This is a genomic window from Streptosporangium sp. NPDC003464 (genome assembly GCF_053588315.1).
In genome coordinates this window covers 1-22,233 of record NZ_JBSFPS010000054.1, presented here as the reverse complement: position 1 = coordinate 22,233, position 22,233 = coordinate 1, and the positions used below count along the sequence as shown (strand labels likewise).

15 protein-coding genes are annotated in these 22,233 nt (G+C 72.9%); 9 read left to right on the top strand and 6 right to left on the bottom strand.

Annotated features, from left to right (window positions below; genetic code table 11):
* Positions 1-171: 171 nt before the first annotated feature.
* From ACWDS7_RS14815 to ACWDS7_RS14795, 5 genes are all read right to left on the bottom strand, one after another.
* The gene (locus ACWDS7_RS14815; RefSeq protein WP_451929709.1) at positions 172-1,410 is read right to left on the bottom strand and encodes a cytochrome P450; all 1,239 of its coding nucleotides are present in this window, start codon (positions 1,408-1,410) and stop codon (positions 172-174) included.
* A gap of 39 nt (positions 1,411-1,449) precedes the next feature.
* Positions 1,450-2,844, bottom strand: a complete 1,395-nt coding sequence (locus tag ACWDS7_RS14810; RefSeq protein ID WP_451929708.1) for an NAD(P)/FAD-dependent oxidoreductase — start codon at positions 2,842-2,844, stop codon at positions 1,450-1,452.
* Positions 2,834-3,067: a ferredoxin gene (locus ACWDS7_RS14805; protein WP_451929707.1), complete on the bottom strand. Its 234-nt coding sequence runs from the start codon at positions 3,065-3,067 to the stop codon at positions 2,834-2,836. Before ACWDS7_RS14805 ends, ACWDS7_RS14810 begins: the two co-directional genes overlap by 11 nt.
* Positions 3,068-3,400: 333 nt before the next feature.
* Positions 3,401-3,955, bottom strand: a complete 555-nt coding sequence (locus tag ACWDS7_RS14800) for a hypothetical protein (RefSeq protein WP_451929706.1) — start codon at positions 3,953-3,955, stop codon at positions 3,401-3,403.
* A 304-nt stretch (positions 3,956-4,259) separates the two neighbouring features.
* Positions 4,260-4,892, bottom strand: coding sequence for an IclR family transcriptional regulator (locus tag ACWDS7_RS14795; RefSeq protein ID WP_306863057.1), 633 nt, complete (start codon positions 4,890-4,892; stop codon positions 4,260-4,262).
* 140 nt (positions 4,893-5,032) lie between these two features.
* Between ACWDS7_RS14795 and ACWDS7_RS14790 the strand changes: the two genes are divergently transcribed.
* The 8 genes from ACWDS7_RS14790 to ACWDS7_RS14755 all read left to right on the top strand — a co-directional run bounded on the left by ACWDS7_RS14790 (position 5,033) and on the right by ACWDS7_RS14755 (position 18,765).
* Entirely contained in the window at positions 5,033-6,232 is a 1,200-nt protein-coding gene (locus ACWDS7_RS14790) for an NAD(P)/FAD-dependent oxidoreductase (protein WP_451929705.1), read from the top strand.
* Positions 6,233-6,350: 118 nt separating this feature from the next.
* A complete protein-coding gene (locus tag ACWDS7_RS14785; RefSeq protein WP_451929704.1) occupies positions 6,351-8,075 on the top strand; it encodes a fatty acyl-AMP ligase in 1,725 nt (574 codons plus the stop codon).
* On the top strand, positions 8,075-11,944 hold the full coding sequence (locus ACWDS7_RS14780) for an MMPL family transporter (RefSeq protein WP_451929703.1): 3,870 nt from the start codon (positions 8,075-8,077) through the stop codon (positions 11,942-11,944). Before ACWDS7_RS14785 ends, ACWDS7_RS14780 begins: the two co-directional genes overlap by 1 nt.
* Entirely contained in the window at positions 11,941-13,314 is a 1,374-nt protein-coding gene (locus ACWDS7_RS14775) for an MFS transporter (protein WP_451929702.1), read from the top strand. Before ACWDS7_RS14780 ends, ACWDS7_RS14775 begins: the two co-directional genes overlap by 4 nt.
* Positions 13,311-14,528: a glycosyltransferase gene (locus tag ACWDS7_RS14770; protein WP_451929701.1), complete on the top strand. Its 1,218-nt coding sequence runs from the start codon at positions 13,311-13,313 to the stop codon at positions 14,526-14,528. The genes ACWDS7_RS14775 and ACWDS7_RS14770 overlap by 4 nt, the downstream gene beginning before the upstream one ends.
* A gap of 310 nt (positions 14,529-14,838) precedes the next feature.
* Complete coding sequence (locus ACWDS7_RS14765) at positions 14,839-16,188, top strand: hypothetical protein (protein WP_451929700.1); 1,350 nt, start codon at positions 14,839-14,841, stop codon at positions 16,186-16,188.
* A gap of 633 nt (positions 16,189-16,821) precedes the next feature.
* Positions 16,822-17,937 carry an FAD-dependent oxidoreductase gene (locus tag ACWDS7_RS14760; RefSeq protein ID WP_451929699.1) on the top strand — a complete coding sequence of 372 codons (1,116 nt, stop codon included), beginning with the start codon at positions 16,822-16,824 and terminating at the stop codon, positions 17,935-17,937.
* Between the two features lie 33 nt (positions 17,938-17,970).
* On the top strand, positions 17,971-18,765 hold the full coding sequence (locus tag ACWDS7_RS14755; protein WP_451929698.1) for a L,D-transpeptidase family protein: 795 nt from the start codon (positions 17,971-17,973) through the stop codon (positions 18,763-18,765).
* A 15-nt stretch (positions 18,766-18,780) separates the two neighbouring features.
* On the opposite strand, the gene ACWDS7_RS14750 is transcribed toward ACWDS7_RS14755, so the two are convergent.
* On the bottom strand, positions 18,781-19,935 hold the full coding sequence (locus ACWDS7_RS14750; protein WP_451929697.1) for an alpha/beta hydrolase: 1,155 nt from the start codon (positions 19,933-19,935) through the stop codon (positions 18,781-18,783).
* A gap of 254 nt (positions 19,936-20,189) precedes the next feature.
* Here ACWDS7_RS14750 and ACWDS7_RS14745 point away from each other — a divergent pair, with 254 nt between their 5' ends.
* A complete protein-coding gene (locus ACWDS7_RS14745; RefSeq protein ID WP_451929696.1) occupies positions 20,190-22,142 on the top strand; it encodes a beta-ketoacyl synthase N-terminal-like domain-containing protein in 1,953 nt (650 codons plus the stop codon).
* The last annotated feature ends 91 nt before the right edge of the window (positions 22,143-22,233 follow it).

Here is a 22,233-nt window from a genome sequence, read left to right as displayed (position 1 = left end):
AGCTTGTCCGATTAACGGACGTTGTTGTCCTTTATACGAACAACCATCTTTCACCGGCGGGATGATGTCAACCAGGGCCCCGGCGCGCGGACCCGGGGGTGGGTCTCAGCCGCCCGGAGCGACGGCTCCGGGATCGATCAGGCGCAACGGGTGACCGGCCCCGGCGGCGCGCTATGCCGTGACGCCGTCGAAGGCGACGGGGAGGTGGCGGGGGCCGCGCAGGACCGGGTTCTGCCGGTAGGGGGGCGGGTCCGCCACGAGCCGCGGGCCGTCGAGCCGGCGGGCCAGCCCGGTCAGCGCGAGCTGCGCCTCCAGCCGGGCGAGGGGCGCGCCGAAGCAGTAGTGGATGCCGCTGCCGAAGCCGAGGTGCTCGTTGTCCCGGCGTCCGGGGTCGAACCGGTCGGGGTCGTCGAACCGCCTGGGGTCCCGGTTGCCGGAGGCCAGCATCAGCCAGATGGACGCCCCGGCGGGGATGACGGTGCCGGCGATGTCGATGTCGGCCAGGGCGGTGCGCTGGGGCAGGAGCTGCACCGGCGGCTCGTAGCGCAGCAGCTCCTCCACCAGGGGGACGGCCAGGTCGGGGTCCTCGCGCAGCCGCTTGAGGGCCTCCGGGTGGCGCAGCAGGGTGAGCGTCCCGTTGGTGATGAGGTTGACGGTGGTCTCGTGGCCGGCGATGAGGAGCAGGACGGCGGTGGTGATCAGCTCCACCGGCGACATCTGCCCGTCGGGCCCGTGGTCGGTGATCAGCGCGGAGAGCATGTCGTCGCCGGGCGCCCGGCGGTGCTCCTCGACGAGCCCGGCGAGGTAGGTGCCCAGCTCGGTGCGGGCCCGCTGGGCGGTGCGCTGCCGCTCCTGCGGGCCCTCGGCGGGGCTGGGGTCGAGGGCGGCGACGATCGCGTCGGCCCAGCCGTGGAAGAGCACCTCGTCCTGGTGCGGGACCCCCAGCAGCTTGCAGATCACCATCACCGGGAAGGGATAGGCGAAGTCCTCGACGATGTCGACCTGCTCCCGGCCCTGGAAGCCGTCGATCAGGCCGGACACCATCCGGACGAGGTCGCCGCCCATGTCGTGGATCCGCCGGGGACTGTGCGGCGGTCCGAACGGCCGCGTCGCCAGGCGGCGCAGCCGGTCGTGCTCGGGCGGGTCGAGCCGCAGGAAGCTGGGCGGGAGCATCGTGTCGTCCTCCGGCGGGAGGTCGCCGCCCGCTTGAGGGGTGCGGTTGCGCACGTCGGAGCTGATCCGCGGGTCGTGGAGCAGGCTGCGGATCTCCCAGTAGGTGCTGACGGTGTAGACGCCGTCGTCCTGCCGCGCCACCGGGGTCCTGCGGAGCTCGGCGTAGAGGGGGTAGGGGTCGGCGCGGTTGGCGTAATCGGTGATCTGGTGCAGCAGGGTGCCCGAAGTCGCAGTCATGGTGGAGTCCTTGGACGTGATCGGCCGGCGCGCCGGTTGTCAGGCCCGGGCCGGGGTGAACGTGACCCGCCGCTCGCTGGGCGAGTAGCCGCTCAGGGTGACGGTGGGCCCGTGGGTGGGCAGTGCGGGGTCCGGGAAGTCGGCCCCGACCGGCCGCAGTCCCTCGGGCCGCCGGTCGACGTTGGCGAAGACGGGCGGGAACGGCGCGGCCGACTCGATCTGCTCGCGATAGAAGTCGATCCATCTGGCATGGTCGAAGGTGACCGCGGCGATGACGCGGCCCTGGTGGCCGTAGGCGGCGGCGAATCTGCGTTCGGCGAGCGACCCCTGGGTGACGATGAGCTCCTCGCCCATGGGCGGCACGCCGACGGACTTGATGTTCACCCCGAACTGGGCCGACCAGAAGGCCGGCACCCACAGGTGGGGGCGGCGGTCGGGCCCGGAGCTGATCATGTTGTGCGCCGCGACCTCGGCCTGCGCGAGCGCGTTGCCCCAGTGCTCCAGGGAGAGGAACTGGTAGCCGAAGAGCGGGTGCGGGGACCGGGCGACGTCGCCCGCGACGAAGATGTCGTCGGTGACGATGCCGTGCACGTCGAACGCGCGGCACCCGGCGTCGCAGGCGACCCCCCGGGGTCCGGCGCCCAGCCCGGAGCCCGCGAGCCACTCGGTGTTGCGCATCGCGCCGAGCGCGATCACCGCCACGTCGACGTCCAGCGTGGTGCCGTCGGACAGGTGGGCGCGCTTCAGCCGCCCGGCCGGATCGCCTTCGAGCGCGGTCACCATGATGCCGCAGCGCAGGTCGACGCCGTGCTCGCGCTGGAGCTCCGCCGCGACCGCGCCGATGACGCCCCCGAGCGCGCCCACCAGGGGGGCCGGGCCGCGCTCGGCGACCGTGACCTCCAGGCCCCGCTCACGGCAGGCGGAGGCGACCTCGGAGCCGGTGAACCCGGCGCCGATGACGAGCACCCGGCGGGGCCTGGCGGCCAGCCGACGTTCCAGCCGGGCGGCGTCGTCGGCGGTGCGCAGGACGAAGACGCCGTCCAGGTCGGCCTCCGTCTCCCTGGGCCACGGCCGGGCACGGGTGCCGGTCGCGATCAGCAGGCGGTCGAACCCGACCTCCTGGCCGTCGGCCAGGCGCACCCGCTTGCCGGTCAGGTCCAGCCCCGTGGCGGCGACCCCGAGCCGCCACTCGGCGTCGAGCGCGCGGCGCCGGGGGAGGGCGGTGCCGTCCGACGGCACCTTGCCGAGCAGGACCTGCTTGGACAGCGGCGGCCGGTCGTAGGGTTCGGACGGCTCGTCCCCGATCATGGTCAGCGCCCCGACGAAGCCCTCCTCGCGGAGCGTCTCCGCCGCGCGCAGCCCCGCCAGGGAGGCGCCGACGACGACCACGCGGCCGTGCTGCCTGAACGCCCTCGCGGATCCGTCAACGGTCATGGGCCTGCGCCCTCTCCAGCGCGATCGGCGCGTCTGCCCGGTCGACCAGGATGGCCTGGACCGGGCATGCCGCCACGGCCCTCATGACCTGTTCGCGCCGCGCCTCGTCGGCGCCGGGGTCGTACATCAGCGCTTCCTCACCGTGCATGGTGAACACGTCGGGGGCGAGGAAGGCGCACTGCGCGTATCCCTGGCACCGGTTGAGATCGACGACGAGCCTCATGAGGACCCTGTCCCTTCGACGGGTTCGGTCATCAAGTTCTGCCCAGCGTAAAAGCGCTGGGCAGGGCAGTCGTCACCGGTAATCGCCGTGTTGCGCATTTTGGCGTGACCTTTGCCGGGCTTCTCCCAAACGGCTCCCGAACGGTGAGCGATGGGCGGTTCTCGCCGAGATTTCGGGTGTCTCGCACGCGCGCCGGCGGGGTCGTGCTCCCTGGCCGGGGAGCGGCCCCGGCGGCCGGTCCCGGGGGCTCCGCCCGCCGGGACCGCCGTTCACTCCCGGTCCACGCCGGGAAGTCGTCTCATTCCCGGTCCACGCCGGGAAGCCACTCCCGGATCAGGCCGGGAAGTCGTCCGGGTCGACGCCGCTGGTGCGGGCGTTGCCGTTCCTGACGGGGTTGAGGGTCAGCGTCCAGATGGTGGAGCTGGAGGAGGTCGTGGTGAACTTCAGCCGGTCGTCGAAACGCTGGTAGACGGCGCTCTGGGTGAACCTGCCCTTCGAGGTGCTGAACTTGTATCCGCTGGTGAAGTAGATCCGGTAGGTGCCGTCCTCGACCACGTCGGTGCTCGCGTTCGACCTCGCGCGGATGTAGAGGCTGATCGCCTTGGACCTGCCCCGGACGAGGGTGACGACCGCGTCCCTGCCGGTGCCGTTCTTGATTTTCAGGGTGCCCTGCCCGCTGCTGAGGCGGTCGTAGAGGAGCGTGCCGTTGCCCGGCCGCGCGGCGGTCAGCGCCGAGGACGCCGAGGACGCCGAGGACGCCGAGGACGCCGAGGACGCCGAGGACGCCGAGGCGGTGTCCCGCGTGGACGCGGCAGCCGGGCCGGCGGCGAGACCGGCCAGGAGAACGGATGTGAGGATCGCTCCCGCGAGGGGACGTAGAGAGATCATCGTGCCAATATGGCGAATCCCGGTTGCCCGGTCAATGTGATTCCCATTGGCGGCCTTCATGCCCCGTGGTATCCCCGGAACGGGGACGGCGGCGCCCCGGATGAGCGGGCCGCGGACGGCCGTTAAAATCCGCAAACAGTATGAAGTAATTGGAATTCATATCAAAAGCTGAAAATGCATGGCGAGCAGCGGAGCGGTCCTTCAAAACTCTGCAGGTGGGGGGATTCATCGCATGCGACATCGTGGAGTCAACGCGTGGCGCGTCATGCCGTCCGTCTCTCCCCATCCGGCCCGGCACCGGACATCAGGCCAGGGCCGTGGCCAGTTCGGCGGCGGCGGCGGCCACCCGGGGGCCGATGACGGCCGGGTCCAGCGGGGTGAAGGAGATCACTCCCACCGACGCCTCCAGCCAGGGGACGTCGGGGACGGGGGCGGCTATGCCCCGGGCGCCCTCCTGGAGCTGGCCCTCGGTGACCACGTAGTCGGTGCGGCCCTGGCGCAGGGCGAGGACGGCGAGGCCGGCGGCGCCCCGGGTGAGCGGGTGGCGGGAGCCCTCGCGGTAGGCGACGTGCATGTCCGTCCAGGAGGGCTCGACCACCGCCACCGCCAGGCCGTCGTCCCCCTCGGCCACGGTGAGATGGGCGGTCGCGCCCACCTCCTCGGCGAGCCTGCGCAGGGTCGGCATGGCGCCCTCACGGAGCAGGGGCTGGACGGCGCGCGCCAGGACCAGGACGCCGAAGCCGAGGTGGGCGCGGCCGTCGCCGTCGCGGCGGACGAAGCCCTCGCTCTGCAAGGTGGTGAGCAGGCGGTAAACCGCCGGGCGGCTCAGCCCGAGCTCGGCCGCGAGCTCGGTCGGGGTGCGCCCGCGGCGGCCGTCGGCCAGCAGGCGGAGCAGGCGCAGGCCGCGTTCCAGGGTCTGCGACGATTCGGCCGGCATCAGGGCACCTGCTGGGCTGGGAACATGCTCCCGATTATCGGTGGTGCCCGGGACGGGGGCGGGCGGGGCCCGGCGGCCTTGCGGCGGGGACCGGGAGTGGTCCACGGTGAAGGGGTCCACAGAAAAGGGGTGGCCGGGGGATGAAGTCCGTCATCGTGGTCGGAGCGGGGATCTGGGGCACGTCGCTGGCGCTGCGGCTGGCGGAGTCGGGGTGGCGGGTCACGCTGGTCGAGCAGTACCAGCCCGGGCACCTGCGGCAGGCGAGCGCCGGGGAGACGCGGCTGCTGCGGGCCTCGCACGGGAGCGACGACTGGTACGCCCGGATGGCCCGGCGGGCCCGTGAGCTCTGGCGGGGGCTCGGCGAGCGGGTCGGCGAGGAGCTGTACGCCGAGACGGGCATGCTCTGGTTCGCCCGACGGGAGCAGGGCTGGGAGCGGACGAGCGCCGCGGTCCTGGAACGGCTCGACATCCCGCACGAGCTCTGGGACCCGGCCCGGGCGGGGACCCTCTTCCCCGATTTCCGGGGCGACGACCTGGAGTTCGTGCTCTGGGAGCCGCAGGCCGGGGTGGTCCGGGCCCGGCGGGCCACGCAGGTGACGGCCCGTCTGGCCCGCGCGGCCGGGGTCACGGTGGTCAGGGGGCGGGCCGAGCCGTACGGCGCGGAGCCGTACGACGTGGTGGTCCCGCGCGGGCCGGAGCCGTACGGCACGGCGTTCCAGGGGTGGGCGGAGCCGGACGGCGGACCCGGCGGGCCCGCGGTGCGGATCGGGGAGGAGGTGCTGCGGGCCGACCGGGTGGTGTGGGCCTGCGGGGCGTGGCTGCCCCGGCTCTTCCCCGGGACCGCGGACCTGCGCGTGACCAAGCAGGACACCGTGCACTTCGCGGTGGAGTCCGGATGGGACACCCCCGCCTGGGTCGACTACGACGGCTCGGTCTACGGGCACGGGGACGTCGACGGGCTCGGGATGAAGGTGACCTCGGACGCCGAGGGCGGACCGTACGACCCGGAGACGGGGGAGCGGCGGATCTCGCCGTCGAGCGAGGAGGCCTCGCGCGCCTACCTCCGCCGCAGGTTCCCGGGCCTGGCCGGGGCGCCGGTGCTGTTCAGCCAGGTCTGCCAGTACACCCTCACCCCCGACGCCGAATGGGTGCTCGCCGAGTGGCAGGACGGGGTCTGGCTGCTCGGCGGCGACTCCGGACACGGGTTCAAGCACGCCCCGGCCCTGGCCGAGTACGTCGCGGAGATCCTCGACGGCGGGCGGGAGCCCGAACCCCGCTTCGGCCTTCACCCCCGGACCGCCGCCCGGGGCCTGCGCACGAGCGGTCTGACCGACCGGTGATCAGTTGTCATGCCGGTAATAACCGGAGGCCCGGAATGTGCAGGTCTTTGGCAAGAACTGTCGGAGTCGCCTGACGTAACTTGCTAGGTCCCTGTATCTCGGCGAGGGGACCTTGAACATGAGCGATGCGCTGATCGCCCAGGTCGAGCGGTGGGCGAGAGAGATCCCGGACGCTCCCGCGTACACCTTCCTGGACTACTCCGCCGGGCACGACGGGGTGAAGCACACGCTCTCCTGGGCGAAGGCGGATCTCAAGGCGCGGGCGCTGGCCGTACGGCTGCGCGAGGTGACGCTCCCCGGCGACCGGGCGGCGATCCTGGCGCCACAGGGGCTGGAGTACGTGGTCGCGATGCTCGGGGCGATGTACGCCCGGGTGGTCGCGGTGCCGCTGTTCGCGCCCGACCTGCCGGGCCACGCCGACCGGCTGGTCCGGGCCTACGCCGACGCCGACCCGGTCTGCGTGCTGACCACGACCTCCGCGCTGGACAGCGTCCACGCCTTCCTGGACGGCGGGTCCGCGCCCCGGCCCAAGCAGGTCATCACGCTGGACACGGTCTCCGACCTGCTCGCCGACGAGTGGGAGCCCGAGCCGATCGGGCTCGACGACCTGGCCTACCTGCAGTACACCTCCGGCTCGACCCGCGCCCCCACCGGGGTGGAGATCAGCCACGCCAACTTCACGGCGAACGCCCGGCAGCTCTGGGAGGCGTTCCGGGCCACCCCCCGGGTGTCGACGGCGGCCCTGTGGCTGCCGCTCTTCCATGACATGGGGCTGATCGCCACGGTCGCCGCGCCGATGGTGGGCGGCAACCAGGCGGTGTTCATGGACCCGGTGGCGTTCGTCATGCATCCGGTGCGGTGGCTGCGGATGCTCAGCGAGTACGACGACGTGTTCACCGGCGGCCCGAACTTCGCCTACGAGTACACGGCCGGCCGCGTCACCGACGAGGAGAAGGCGACGCTCGACCTGTCCGGGGTCTCGGTCATGCTCAACGGCGCCGAGCCGCTGCGGGGCAGCACGATCGACCGGTTCTCCGAGACGTTCGCCGGGTGCGGGCTGCGGCCCGAGGCGCACACCCCCGGGTACGGCCTGGCGGAGGCGACGGTCTTCGTCACGGTGATGGACCGGGACCTGCCGGCCCGGGTGACCCTGTTCGACAGGGACGAGCTGACCGCCGGGCGGGCCGTGCCGTACACGGGTCGGGGGCGGGTCAGCGACCTGGTCTCCTGCGGGGTGCCGACGGGCCAGCGGGTGGTCATCGCCTCGGAGTCCGGTACGGCCAGGCCGGACGGCGAGGTCGGCGAGATCTGGGTGCAGGGGCCGAACGTGTCGCGGGCCTACTGGCGGGACGAGGAGCGCAGCGCCGAGGTCTTCGGCAACGTGCTCGACGGCGCGGACGGCACCTGGCTGCGGACCGGTGACCTGGGCGTCATCCACGGGGGCGAGCTCTACATCACCGGGCGGATCAAGGATCTGATCATCGTCGACGGGCGCAACCACTATCCACAGGATGTGGAGGTCACCGTGCAGGAGGCCGACCCGGCCGTCCGCCGGGACCACGTGGCGGCGTTCGCGGTGGCCGGGGAGGAGACCGAACGCCTGGTCGTGGTGGCCGAACGATCACGCAGGGCCGACGGGCGGGACCTGGCCGAGATCACGGCCAACGTCCGCGCCGCCGTCGCGAAGAATCACGACCTGCGGCTGCACGACTTCGTGCTGACCGAGGCGGGAGCCGTACCGCGCACGTCGAGCGGGAAGATCGCCCGCAGGGCGTGCGTGCGGGCCTACCTGGACGGCGCCTTCGGCGCGCGGCAGGCCGGCCCCAGGGACGCCGGCGCCTGATGTTCGAGTCGTTCGGGCGGACCGTCTACCGCGGACGCTGGTCCCTGCTGGTGCTGGGAGCGGTGTTCACGGTCGTCGCCGGATACCTCGGACTGGGACTGTTCGGGCGGATGGCCGACGGCGGGTTCGAGGATCCGGGCGCCGAGTCGACCTCGGCCGCCCGATGGAGCGGGCAGTGGTTCGGCGGCAGCGCGCCCGACGTGGTGGTCCTCTACACGCACCCGACGTTCGAGGCGGGCGACGAGCAGTTCGAGCGGGACGTGCACGCCGCGCTCCGCGCGCTGCCCGCCGAGCGCGTCGCGAAGACCTCCACCTACTGGACGACCAAGGCCAAGGAACTCGTCTCCGAGGACAGGCACTCCACCTACGCCCTGATCACCCTGCGCGGCGGGAAGCTGACAAGACAGAGCGGCTACGAGCAGATCAAGGACCGGCTCAGGGAGGCGCCGACCGGATACACGGTCAAGGTCGGCGGCCCGATCCCGCTGCTCAAGGACCTCAACGCGCAGACCGGCGCCGACCTGCAGCAGGCCGAGGCCCTGTCGATGCCGGTCCTGCTCGTCCTGCTCGTCATGGTCTTCGGCAGTCTGGTCGCGGCCGGGCTGCCGCTGGTCGTCGGGCTGGTGGCGGTGGCCGGCGCGCTCTTCCTGCTGCGGCTGCTCACCGAGGTGACCGACGTCTCGGTCTTCTCGCTGAACGTCGTGACGATGCTCGGCCTGGGCCTGGCCATCGACTACTCGCTGTTCGTGCTGAACGCCTTCCGCGAGGAGATCCGCCGGGGGTCGCCGGTGGAGACGGCCGTCGTGCGGACCATGGCGACGGCCGGCCGCACGGTCGCCTTCTCCGGGCTGACCGTGGCCACCTCGCTCAGCGGGCTGCTGCTGTTCCCGCAGATGTTCCTGCGCTCGATCGGCCTGGGCGCGGCGGCGGTGGTGCTGGTCGCGATGGCGGCCGCGCTGATCGTGCTGCCCGCGCTGCTGGCCGTGCTCGGGCCCAAGGTCGACGCGGTCCGGGTCGTGCCCGACTTCGGCAGGCACAAGGGCGGCAGCGGGACCTGGCACGCGGTCGCCTCCAGCGTGATGCGCCGGCCCGTGGCCTATCTCGTGGGGGTCGGCGTGGTGCTGATCGCGCTGGCCGCGCCGTTCCTGCACGCGCGGTTCGGCAGCGTGGACCACCGGGTGCTGCCCGAGCGGTTCGAGAGCCGCCAGGTCGCTGAGGAGATCAACGCGAGGTTCGCCCGGAACGCGATGTCGCCGATCGAGGTCATCGTGCTCGTCGAACGCGACCTCGTCGGGCCGATGACCGTGGCGGCGCCCGGCGCGCTCACCTCGGACGTGGGGACGCGGCGCGGCCCCCTCGGGGTCGGCAACTCGGGGATCACCCCTGTCACCGAGGTCGGTCCGCTGGACGTCAGGCCCTTCGTGGAGAGGCTGGAGGCGCTCGACCACGTCACCGGCGTGGACGTCACCGGGATCTCGCAGAACAACGGCGCGATACGGCTGGCGGTCCGCTACGACAGGGACCCGATGTCGGAGGAGGCCCGCGCGCTGGTCGAGCGGATCCGTGACCTCCCCCTGGAGCGGAACTTCCAGGACGTGGTCGTCGGCGGCCCCACCGCCGCCCAGCTCGACCTGCAGGCCAGCCTGGAGTCCACCCTGCCCTGGACCGCGCTGGTGGTCTGCCTGATGACCGGCGTGCTGCTGTTCGCCGCGTTCGGCTCGGTCCTGCTGCCGATCAAGGCGATCCTGATGAACGTCCTGTCCCTGGGCGCGTCCTTCGGCGTGATCGTCTGGGCCTTCCAGGACGGCAACCTGGCCGGACTGCTCGGCTTCACCCCGACCGGCAGCATCGAGGCGACCATCACCGTGCTGATCCTGGCGGTGGTGTTCGGGCTGTCGATGGACTACGAGCTGTTCCTGCTCAGCCGGGTCCGCGCCGAGTGGCTGAGGACCGGGGACAACACCGCCGCCGTGGCGGTCGGCCTGGAGCGGACCGGCGGGGTCATCACCAGCGCCGCCCTGCTGCTGCTCGTGGTCATCGCGGCGTTCTCCACCGCCGGGATCACCATCGTGAAGATGCTCGGCGTCGGCATGTTCGTGGCCATCGTGGTGGACGCCACGCTGGTCCGGGCGCTGCTGGTGCCCGCGACGATGCGTCTGATGGGCAACGCCAACTGGTGGCTGCCGGACTTCCTGCGGGGCATCCACCGGCGCATCGAGATCCGCGAGCACGACGTCCGCGACCATCGCCCCGCCGAGATCGCCCCCACCTACGTCACCGTGGAGCGCGAGGACGGCCCCGGCGACCGCTACGTCACCCCGGCGCACCGCCTGGACGCCTCCCCACCGGTCCCGCAGATCACCGCACCCGAGCCCCTCGCCCCCGCCGCCCCGGTCCGCGTCATCAGGACCACCCCCGACGGCTCCGACCAGCAGTGGGCCGGGGAGCCCGCCGGTGGCGGTTCTGACTGGCAGTGGACCGAGGAGTCCGCTGGTGGCGGTTCTGCCGGTGGTGGTTCTGACTGGCAGTGGACCGAGGAGCCCACCGGTGGTGGTTCTGAGTGGCAGCGGGCAGAGAAACGCGCCGGTGACACCAGGTCCACTCCCCGCCCCGCCGCTCCTCGTCCCACTCCACCCCCCGCTCCTCGTCCCACTCCACCCCCCGCTCCTCGTCCCACTGCTCCGCCCGCTCCCCGCCCCGTCCCACGTGCGACCCCCGCTCCGCCCTCCTCGCGTCCGGCCCCTCCTCGGGTGACTCCGGCTCCGCCGCCCCCTCCCCGCCCCTCGCGTCCGGAGCCCCGGGCCGAGCCGTCACGGGCCTCGGACACCCGGCACCGGCAGCACCGGTCGAACCCCTACCCCCTTCCGGGACTCGACCCCGGCTCGCCGCCTCCCACCCCGGCGGCGCCCTCCGGCCCGCCGGAGCGCGAGCCGGCCCGGGCACGCAAGGTCAAGAAGGTCATCAAGCCCAACCTGGACGGCCCGGGCTGGCACTGGGCCGAGGAGCACGAGGATCCGTCCCCGCCGGAGCCCCTGCTCACCGTCCAGGACGCCGTGGGGCCCGCCCGCCACTCCCCGGTGCACTCCCCGATCCCCGGCCGCCCCGTCCCCAGGCCGGCCCCGCCCGTGCCGCCCCGCCCGGAGCTCCCCCCGCCCCCGGTCATCCGGGTACGGCCGGAGCCCGATCCGCACCCGCGTCCCGCCCCGGCGCCTCCCGATCCGCGCCCGGGTTCCGATCCGCACCGGCGTCCCGAGCCGACGCCCGCCCCCCGCCCGCGTTCCGGGGCGGAGCTGGAATCGCACCCGCGTCCCGCCCCGGCGCCTCCCGATCCCGGCCCGCGTCCCGGACCCGCCCCCGCCGCCCCGGCGGCCACGACCCCCGCTCCCGCGGCGGGCGCCGGGGACGCGCCCGGCGCGCGGAGCACGCCACTGGTCAGCAGCCATCTGATCGACCAGCTTGAGCCGCTCGTCCGGCAGGACGGCCGGCCGGTCGGTCCCGCCGTACCGGCCATGGAGCATCGTCCTGAGGCGCGTCCGGAGTCCCGTCCGGGGCCGGTCAACGGAGCACGGGCCGGAGAGTCCCCGGCCGCGCATGCCGTACCGCCGGTGGTCGAGTCCGAGCGCGGTATGTCCGAGCGCGGCGTGTCCCGGCGGGCGGGAGCGGAGCCGGAACCGGTGCGGGAACAGGTGCGGGAGCCCGAACCGGTGCGGGAGCCCGAACCGGTGTGGGAGCCGGAAGGGGTGTGGGAGCAGGGACAGGAGATCGAGGAGGGAATTGGTGGCTGGGTCCCCGTGGGGACCCGGACCACGAGGGTCGTGCGGCCCAAGCCGGACGGGTCCGGCTGGGAGTGGGTGGAGGTACGGGAGTGAGCGGCCTCGCCGCCGAGCCCGAGGGCGCCGCCCCGGTCCGGCCCGCCCGGCACGGTCTGTTGTTACTGGTCGTCGGCCTGGGCGGGTTCGTGACGACCCTGGACAACACGGTCGTCACGGTCGCCCTGCCCACCATCCAGGCCGAGCTGGGCGCGTCCCTGGCGGCGCTCGAATGGATCGTCACCGGCTACGTCCTCACCTTCTCGGGCTTCATGCTCGCCGGAGGGCGCCTGGCCGACGTCTACGGCCGCCGCAGGGTCCTCATCGCCGGACTCGCGGTCTTCACGGCCGCCTCTCTCGCCGCCGGGCTGGCGACCTCGGCGGGCGCGCTCGTCGCCGCCCGGCTGGTGCAGGGCTCCGGCGCCGCGCTGATCCTGCCCGCGATGCTGGCGGTGGTCTCGGTCGGCAACGACGACCGGCGGCGGTCGGCCGGCGTCGCGGTCTGGATGGCCTCGGGGGCGGGTGCGCTGGCCCTGGGCCCGGTCGTCGGCGGCTACCTGACCCAGCACTCCCACTGGAGCTGGGTCTTCCTGCTCAACGTCCCCCTCGGCGCGCTCGTCATCGCGCTCGCGGCCGTCGCGATCCCCGAGTCACGTGACGGGGCGGCCGCCCGGGTGGACGTCCCCGGGGTCGTGACGTCGGTCGTCGTCCTGTCGACGGGCACGTTCGCGCTGACCTTCGGGGCGGAGCTGGGCTGGACCACCCCGGTGATCCCGGCGGCGGCGGCCGTCAGCGTGGTCGCGGCCGTCGTCTTCGTCGCCGTCGAGAGGCTCGGCAGGGACCCGATGGTGGATCTCGCGCTGTTCCGGTCGCGGGCGTTCACCGGCGGGGTGGCCGCCCAGGTGCTCTGGGGGCTCGGCGTCAACGGCGTGTTCTTCTTCACGGCGCTGTTTTTGCAGGGGGTCCTCGGCTTCAGCCCGACCATGTCGGGGCTGGCGTTCGTCCCGCTGGCGCTGCTCGTCGTCGTGGTCACGCCGCTGGTCCCGGCCGTCGAGCGCCGGATCGGCGCGGGCCGCACGGTCGCCCTGGGGCTCCTCCTGGTCGCCGCGGGCATGGCCGCCGTGGGGTTCCTGCGGCCCGGGGACGGCTGGGCCGACCTGCTGCCCGCCGTGTGCGTGATCGGGATCGGCTCGGCGCTGACCATGCCGCTGGGTTCGGCGGTGCTGGGGGCCGTCCCGGAGTCCAGGGCGGGAGTGGCGGGAGGAGTGTTCAGCGTGGCACGTGAGATGTCGGGGCTGTTCGGCATCGCGGTCATCGGGGTGATCGTCAACAGCTCCGCGAGCTTCACCGCCGGCTACTCCGCCGGCCTGCTCACCGCGGCCGGCCTGGTCGTGGTCGGCGCCGTCGTGAGCCTGGTGACCCTCAGGTGAGGGTCGCGGTCCTGGCCTTCGGGTCGCGGGGCGACACCCAGCCCTGCGTGGCGCTCGGGGCGGGACTCGCCGCGAGGGGGCACCAGGTCACGGTCGTCGCCGCCGCCCGGTACGGCGGGCTGGTCGAGGAGGCCGGGCTCGGGTCCGCCCCGATCAGCGTCGACCCGTTGAAGATCGTGGAGTCCGAGGAGGGGCAGGCGTGGCTGCGCAGCGGCCCGGCCGGATTCGTCCGGGGATTCCGCAGGATCGTGGAGCCGCTCGCCGAGCGGCTGGTCGCCGAGGTGGACGCGGCCTGCTCCGGCGCGGACCTGGTGCTCTCGCCCGCGCTGGGCGGCTTCGGGCACCATCTCTCCGAGCGGTACGGCATGCCGTACGCGCTGCTCCACTTCCAGCCCAGCGAGCCCACCGGGGCCTTCCCCAACCCGCTGGTCCCGCTGCGCACCCTCGGCAGGGCGGGCAACCGGGCCAGTTACGCGCTGGTCGAGGGGGTGAGCTGGCTGCTGCTCGGCCGCATGGTGAACCGGGTGCGGGGCAGGGTGCTCGCGCTCGGCCCCATGCGGGGCAGCCCCTTCCGGCAGGCGCGGGCCGGCCGGGTGCCGGTGCTGTGCGGGGTGAGTCCCTCGGTCGTCGCGCGCCCGGTGGACTGGCCCGGCTACGTGCACCTGACGGGGTTCTGGCCGCTGGAGCGGGCCTGGGCGCCCGCCCCGGAGTTGGCGGCGTTCCTGGACGCCGGGCCGCCACCGGTCTACGTGGGGTTCGGCAGCATGGTCCCGGCCGACCCCGGCGCGATGGCGGGGACGGTGGTGGCGGCGCTGCGCCGGGCCGGGGTGCGGGGAGTCCTCCAGGGCATGCCGTACGGCGGGGCGGAGGACATGTTCGTGACCGGCGACGCCGACCACGGATGGCTTTTCCCGCGGATGGCCGCGGTGGTGCATCACGGCGGGGCCGGTACGACGGGGAGCGGGCTGCGGGCGGGGGTCCCGGGGGTGGTCTGCCCCTTCTTCTCCGACCAGCCGTTCTGGGGCGCCCGGGTGGCCCTGCTGGGCGCGGGGACCGCGCCGCTGCCGGTGCGGAAGGTCACCGTGGAGGCACTGGCCGGGAGGGTGGCGCAGGCCGTACGGGACGGGCGGATGAGGGCGGCGGCGGCCCGGCTGGGGGAGCGGCTCCGCGCCGAGGACGGGGTGGGGCGCGCGTGCGAGGCGCTGGGGGTCTGACCTGCGGACGTCCCGTCCCCGGCGGGGACCGCCTACCCCGCCCCCGCGACGACCGTCGATTCCCGATGGCTCCCCGGCGGGGGACCGCCTGCCCGCCCACCCCTGCGACGACCGTCGATTCCGGGTGGCTCCCCGGCGGGACTTGTCACCGGTCGCCCCGGGGCCGGCGATGATCAGCCCGTTCTTGCCGTAATTGGACAGGACATGTCTGGAATTTGACGTTTTAGTGTCAGGCCCTGTTGGGGTGATGGTGATCTCTGTAGAGTGCGAGGCAACCGTTTTGGCTGGCATTACCGGGGAGTTTCAGAACATGCGATTCACGCTGCGACGGGCCCTCGCCGTCGGTGCCATGCTCACGGTCGCCGGGGTCGTGACCCCCGCGGTCGCCGCCTACTCGCAGGACGACCCTCGTAGCTGCAACGACCTGATGAGCGCCGACACCCCGGCATACGTCGTGTGCCATTGGCTGGCCAAGCCCGAGGAGGCGCTCGGCGTCGCGATGTTCTGGCTGAGCGACGACGGGGCCAGCCTCAAGGAGGCCACCCCGTCGAAGGGTAACTTCATCGACTGCTCCGCCCCCGGAAGCTCCTGCCCGGCGCTGGAGGGTGACGACACCGTCGGCGACGAGAACTCCCCGGCCCCCGAGGGCGCCGAGGACGGCGGGACGCCCGAGTGCGAGGCCGGCCAGCAGTGCTCGGTCGACGGCAACGAGATGGGCGGCGACGGCACGCCGAGCCGGCCCGAGCCGGGCAGCGCCGCCGCCCCCTCCACCTCGCCCGCCAAGACGGCGGCCACGCAGAGCTTCGCCACGACGGAGCAGGAGATCGCCGCGGCCGCGCAGACCCCCGCCGGCCAGGCGGTCGTCGCCGCCAAGGCCACCGGCATCCGGGTCTGGCTCGACACCGAGCTGGCCGACGACTGGAAGGCGGGCGCCACGCAGTTCGCCGCGGCCGTCAAGCGGGTCGGCGCGCTGGCCGCCCGGCCTGAGGTGGCCGGGATCCGGTTCACCTCGCAGCTCGGCTACAACACGACGTTCAAGACGGACGAGGAGATCACCGCCTTCGTCACGGCCGCCTCGGCGGCGCTGCGCCAGGCGGCCCCCGGCAAGCGGCTGGGCGTGCACACGGTGGTGCCTGAGCTCGCCTGCGGCGCGGACGAGGCGTGCAAGACCGAGATGCGTAAGCGCTACCCGCTGGTCGTCCCGGAGCGGGTCGAGACCCTGCTGAGCGCCGGCCGCGCCGACCAGATCTCCCTGGACACCGGCCTGCTGTACGGCGGCTACGAGACCTGGAAGATCGACGCCGAGAAGGCCCACCGCAACCAGTGGATCCAGGTCCGGGCCCGCTCCTGGGACGTCCTGGCCCAGGTCGCCGCCGAGGAGACCGGACTGGTCGGCCAGGTGACGCCCGAGCAGGTCGCCACCCGCGCGTCCACGCCCGTCATGGACGGCGCCGCCCAGCAGGTGAACCTCTGGACCCGCGTCCAGAACGCCCAGGGCACGGTGAACCGGCTGACCGCCTGGGACGACCTGAAGAAGCTCAACCCGATCAAGCGCCGTCTGGCCGCGGTCTACAACCCGACCACCCCCGAGGTGGACGTGACCACCGACCTCAAGAAGATCTCCGAGGTCTTCAGCCAGGTCTACCTCACCACCGCCTGACCTCAGCGCCACCGCCGAACCACCGCCGAACCACCGCTGACCTCAGCGCCACCGCCGACAGGCCCGCACCCCAGCACCGGGGTCGCGGGCCCGTCGTTTCCCACCGGGCTGCGGGCCGTCGCCCTCAGCTGTTTCCCCCGGGGCGTGGGCCGTCGCCCTCAGCCGCGCCGGCCCGATCGCCGGCCCGCCCTCAGCCGGGCGGGCCGCGTCGGCTGCCGCCCCCAACGACCCCACTGAGGGCATATAGGCGAGCCTGCGCCGAACGCAGGCAATCCAGCCCCCTTCCCCCCGCCGTGACCGCCGGGGGCCGGCCAAAAACGCGTCAACACCGGCCCGGCGCGGCCAATGGATCCGCGGCGGAAATCCTGCCGGCCGTCAAGCGCCCGTCATCCGGGGCGTCGGCCGGGACGTGGCTCCGTCCCCGTTCGATCCGGTTCGCCGTGCTGATCGGTAATGCTTCTCCAACGATCCGCGGCCGACCCCGCCCCGGGCCCGGCCCGTCTCCGTTCCGGAATCCGCGGACACCCCCATTTAACCTGGGGGAGTTTCGGTGTCCGTCGCGCCGACCTCCCGTGGCCGGCCACGTCCAAAACTGATCGAGCTGGACGGACTGAAGAAAGAAGGCTTTCCCAGGTGCGCGCGAATTCGGAGAAGGTTCTCGTCGTCGGGGCCGGTGTGAGTGGATTGACGACCGCGCTCTGTCTGGCCAGGGAGGGATTCCGCGTCACCGTGATCGCGGAGAAGTTCGCGCCCGAGATCGTCTCGGTCGTCGCGGGCGCGCTGTGGGAGTGGCCGCCCGCGGTGTGCGGTTACCACCACGACCAGATCTCCCTCGCCCGCTCCAAGGAGTGGTGCGTCACCTCCTACGGGATGTTCGAGGAACTGGCGCGGGCCAGGGTTCCCGGGGTGGCCATGCGGAGGTCCAACTTCTACTTCAGACGCCCCGTCGACGAGAGCCCGCACGACCTGCACAAGATGGAGGAGCTGGCGGGGAAGGTGCGCGGCTTCGTCCGCGACCCGTCGCTCGCCGAGCGCAACGGCGTCAGCCCCGGATACGGCGTGGTCGACGCCTACTCCCACATGGCCCCGATGATCGACACCGACCAGTACATGGCGTGGCTGATGCGCCAGGTCAAGGCCCACGGGGTGCAGGTCAGGCGGTATCGGGTCGAGGGGACGCTGGCCGAGGGGAGAGCCGAGCTGCTCAACCGGTTCGGCGCCGAGGTGATCGTCTGTTGCGCGGGACTCGGCACCGCCCAGCTCCGCGGGATCGGCATGTATCCGCTGCGCGGCGCGCTCGTGCGGGTCCGCAACGGCGGGCTCGGCGGCCCCCGGATCAGCGAGGCCCACTGCGTCTCCCATGTCGAGGGCCAGGACGAGCAGGACATCGTCTTCATCGTGCCGCGCAACCAGAGGCTTCTCGTTCTCGGCGGGCTGGCGGAGAAGGACGAGTGGGACACCGGCATCAATCTGGACAATCATCGGCCCGTGCGGGAGATGTATGAGCGCTGCCTGGCGTTCATGCCCGCACTCCGGAACGCCAGAATAGACCCGGATGAGCCGGTCCGGGCTGGACTGCGGCCATTCCGGAATGAGAATGTCTGCCTGGAATGGGATGAGGCGGACCAGGTCATTTACAATTTCGCGCACGGTGGGGCCGGATTCAGTTTCTCCTGGGGATGTGCGAAAGAGGCGGTCGCGCTGGTGCGTTCAGCCGTGGCGGACCGTGAATACTCATATTCCTGCTAGCTGATTCCGCCCGAGAGCGGTTGGAAGCGAAACATGCGAAGAACTGTTCATTTCCTCCTGATCGCGGGCACGGCCGTCGCCCTGGCCGTGTCACTGCCATTGATCCTCGCGCACACCGGCATCGCCTCGCCGCGGAGCTCCGGGCGCCCCGCGCCGACCTCCGGAGCGACTCCTCAGCCGCCGAAGGCCGGGGCCGCCCCCGCGCCGCCGCGGTGGCCCACCCTGCGTCTCGGCGACGAGGGAGTCCGGGTCGAGGAGGTGCGCAGGCGGCTGGACCGGCTGGGCTTCAGCCCGGGGTCCGCCGGGTCCGGATACGACCCCGCGCTGCGCGTGGCCGTGTGGGCCTTCCAGAAGGCGAACGGGCTGCCCCCCGTCGACCAGGTCGACCTGGCGACCTGGCGGGCGCTGGCCCGTCCGGCGCGCATCAGGCCGCTGGTGAGCTACGGCGGGCCCGAGCGGGTGGAGATCGACCTGCGCCGACAGTTGCTCACGGCCTGGAAGGACGGCAGGCCCGCACTGGTCACCCACATTTCGACCGGTAACGGCGAGTCCTACTGCAAGAAAGGCCACTGCGGGGTCGCCGTCACGCCCACCGGAGACTTCCGCGCCTGGTGGCGGACGGCCGGATGGACCACCGGACCCCTGGGCGAGCAGTTCTACACGGTCTACTTCAACGGCGGCATCGGCTTCCACGGCTCCGAGCGGGTCCCGCGCCACCCCGCGTCCCACGGATGCATCCGCGTCCCGCTCCACAACGCCAAGCCCCTCTTCCGGATGATCCAGACAGGGGACCAGGTCTACGTCCGCCGTCCCGAGCGGGACGTCTGACGGAGGGCCCGGAGGCTAACGGGAGGGTCCGGCGCCGGAGATGACGATCGAGGAGCGGTGGCCGAGCAGGTCCCCGATGCCGTCGTCCATCTCGTCCTGCGGCGACGCCTGCTCATCCGGCGAGGTGGGCGGGCCGCCGCCCTCCAGGCCGAGGGCCGCCAGGATCATCGGGAAGGAGCGCTTGAACTCGCGGGTCCAGTAGGGCCAGGTGTGGGTGCCGTCCTTGTACAGGTGGACCACGGGCTTGACGCCGTACCGACGGAGCTTGGCGATCAGGTCCTTGGCCGTGTAGGCGGAGATCGGCTCGCTGAGGTGGGCGGGGCTCCAGGGCGCGCCGGGCGGGTCGAGCTCGCCGAGCCGGCTGGTGGTGCCGCTGGAGATGTAGACACTCGTCCCGCGCAGGTTCCTGGCCAGGTAGGCGGGGTCGTTGTCCCGCCAGACCCGCCAGTTCTTGACCGGGTCCCCCCACAGGGCCTTCGGGTCCTTCCGCTCGGCCGTCTGCGCGTTCATGATGAGCTCGGGGATGCCGGGCAGGCGGGTGGACATGACGCCGCTGTAGGAGCCGGCGAAGCGGAACATCCCGGGGTGCCGCGCGGCATACTTCATCGCGCCGTAGGCGCCCATGGACAGACCGGCGACGGCCCGGCGGCCGCCGGCCCGGTAGCCGATCTCCAGCAGGCGGCGCACCTCGTAGGTGTGGAAGGTCTCCCAGGCGGGCGCCCCGCCCCTGCCGCCGTTGTACCAGTCGGAGTAGTTCCCGGCGCGGCCCGCCTCGGGCATCACGACGATCGCGTCCAGGTCCTCGGCCATCTCCTCGACGTCGGTCATCCGGGTCCACGAGGTGTAGTTGTCGGCGCCGCCGTGCAGCAGGTAGAGCACCGGCCAGGTGCGCCCGGCCCGCTTCGACCAGCCTCGGGGCAGCAGCAGCCGGACCGGCAGGATCGCGTTGACCGAGGGCGACGACACCTGGATGTCGAGCATGCGCGGGCCGAGCCGGCGCTCCTTCACCACTCGCGCGCTGCCGGCCAGCGCGGCCGGCCAGGGGCCGGACGGACTCTTGCCGGACGGGCTCTCGCCGGCCGTGCCGCCGAGGTCGGCGTGCGCGGCCGTCGGCAGGCCGACGATCAGCGCGGTCGCCAGCACCAGGAGTCCGCGTCGAGCAGGTCGCATCGTCTTTCCTCCACCCGGCCTGGAGACAGGGGCCGTGGCAGGCGACCCTAAGCCCGGCCCCCGGGGCGCGGATATGAGCGTTCGCAACGAAACGGGAGAGGTGATTGAGCCGCGCGAACAAATCCCCCGAACGGGTGGCCGTTATCACAGTGGTGACAAAACGCGCTGGTGGATTGTGGGCTGTCAGGGCTCCCTTATGTCGATTTGTCTCTGTAAGTTTGCCGATCACCTCGGGTGTTCTTGGGAGCCGCCACGTGGACCTGATCGGCGAAGAAGAGATCCGCCGCTTCCTCGGGGAGCGGATCGCGACCCGCTGCCGTCTGCCCCTGGCGGACGTCGACCCCGACCGCCCCCTGGAGGAGTTCGGGCTGTCCTCCCGTGACGCGGTCGCGGTGGCCGGCGAGCTGGAGGTGTTCCTGGGCCGGGCGCTGGGGCCCACGCTGGTCTGGGAGTACCCCACGATCAACCGGCTCGCGCGGGGCCTGGCGTCCGGTACGGCCGTCGCCCCGGCGGCCGGCCGCACGGCCGACCCCGAGGAGGCGATCGCGGTGATCGGCGTCGGATGCCGCCTCCCGGGGTCCGTGCACGGGCCGGAGGACTTCTGGCGGCTGCTCATGGCGGGTGGCGACGCGGTGGGCCGGGTGCCCGAGGACCGGTGGGCGGCCTTCGACGACGGCTCCCCCCGCACCGCCGAGGCGCTGGCCGCGACCACCCGGCACGGCGGGTTCCTGGACGACGTGGCCGGTTTCGACGCCGACTTCTTCGGGATCGTCCCGGGGGAGGCCGAGGTCATGGACCCGCAGCAGCGCCTGCTGCTGGAGACGGCCTGGGAGGCGCTGGAGCACGCCGGCATCGCCCCCCGGTCGCTGGGCGGCAGCCGCACCGGGGCGTTCGTCGGCATCTCCGGCAACGAGTACGCCTACCTGACCACCGCCGATCCGGCGAAGGTGGACGCCTGGACGGCGACGGGGGCGGCGTTCAGCATCGCCGCCAACCGGCTGTCCTACCTGCTCGACCTGCGCGGGCCGAGCCTGTCGGTGGACACCGCCTGCTCGTCCTCGCTGGTCGCCACGGATCTCGCCGTCCGGAGCCTGCGCTCGGGGGAGAGCGACCTGGCGCTCGCGGCGGGGGTCAACCTGCTGCTCTCACCGGTGATCACGATGGCGTTCGACCAGGGCGGCGGGACCGCGCCCGACGGCCGTTGCAAGAGCTTCGACGCCTCGGCGGACGGGATGGTCAGGGCCGAGGGGTGCGGCGTCGCCGTGCTGAAGCGGCTGACCGACGCCGAGCGCGACGGCGACCGGATCCTGGCCGTCGTCCGGGCCACCGCGGTGAACCAGGACGGCCGTTCGAACGGGCTGGTCGCGCCCAATCCGGAGGCCCAGGAGGAGCTCCTGCGCGCCGCCTACGCCGAGCTGGACGGCCCCGACTACATCGAGGCCCACGGCACCGGGACCTTCCTGGGCGACCCCATCGAGGCCCGGGCCATCGACGCCGCGCTCTGCGGCGGCCGTACCACGCCGCTGCTCATCGGCTCCGCGAAGAGCAACCTCGGCCATCTTGAGGCCGCGGCGGGGATCACCGGCCTGATCAAGACCGTCCTCGCGCTCCATCACGGCGTGATCCCGCCCAGCGTCCACTTCCACCGGCCCAACCCGCACATCCCCTGGGAGCGTCTCAGGGTCGTCACCGCCCCGACCCCCTGGCCGGGCGACCACCCCCGGGCCGGGGTCTCCTCCTTCGGCTTCGGTGGGACCAACGCCCACGTCGTCCTGGAGCGCGCCGCGCCGGTCGCGTCCTCCGCCGCGGCCGCCCCGGTTCCGGCCCCGGGCCGGTACGGCGAGGCCGGACGCGATCGGCCGGGGGCGAAGGTGTTCCTGCTCACGGACGTGTCCGCCGAGCGGGTCCGGGACCACGCCCGGGTGCTCGCGGACTGGGTCGGCGCCGAGCTCGCACCCGGCGGGGTCCCGCCTGAGGCGGCCGCGTCCGCGAAGGTCACCTCCGACGGTGCCGTGTCCGAGGAGCCCGCGTCCGACGGTGTCGCGTCCGAGGAGCCCGCGTCCGACCGTGCCATGTCCGAGGAGCCCGCGTCCGACGGTGCCGCGTCGGAGGAGCGCGTACCCGAGGAGCGCACGTCCGAGGGCGTCGTGCTCGGCGACATCGCGCACACGCTCGCCCGGCGGGCCGGGCGCGGCCGGGCCGGCTGAGATGTGATGCCGAGCCGATTGTGGCGAAGTGGGTGATCCTATGCTGCCGAGAAAAGCCTCTAGTGAGTGTCGTGGCGGCCCGTACCCGAAA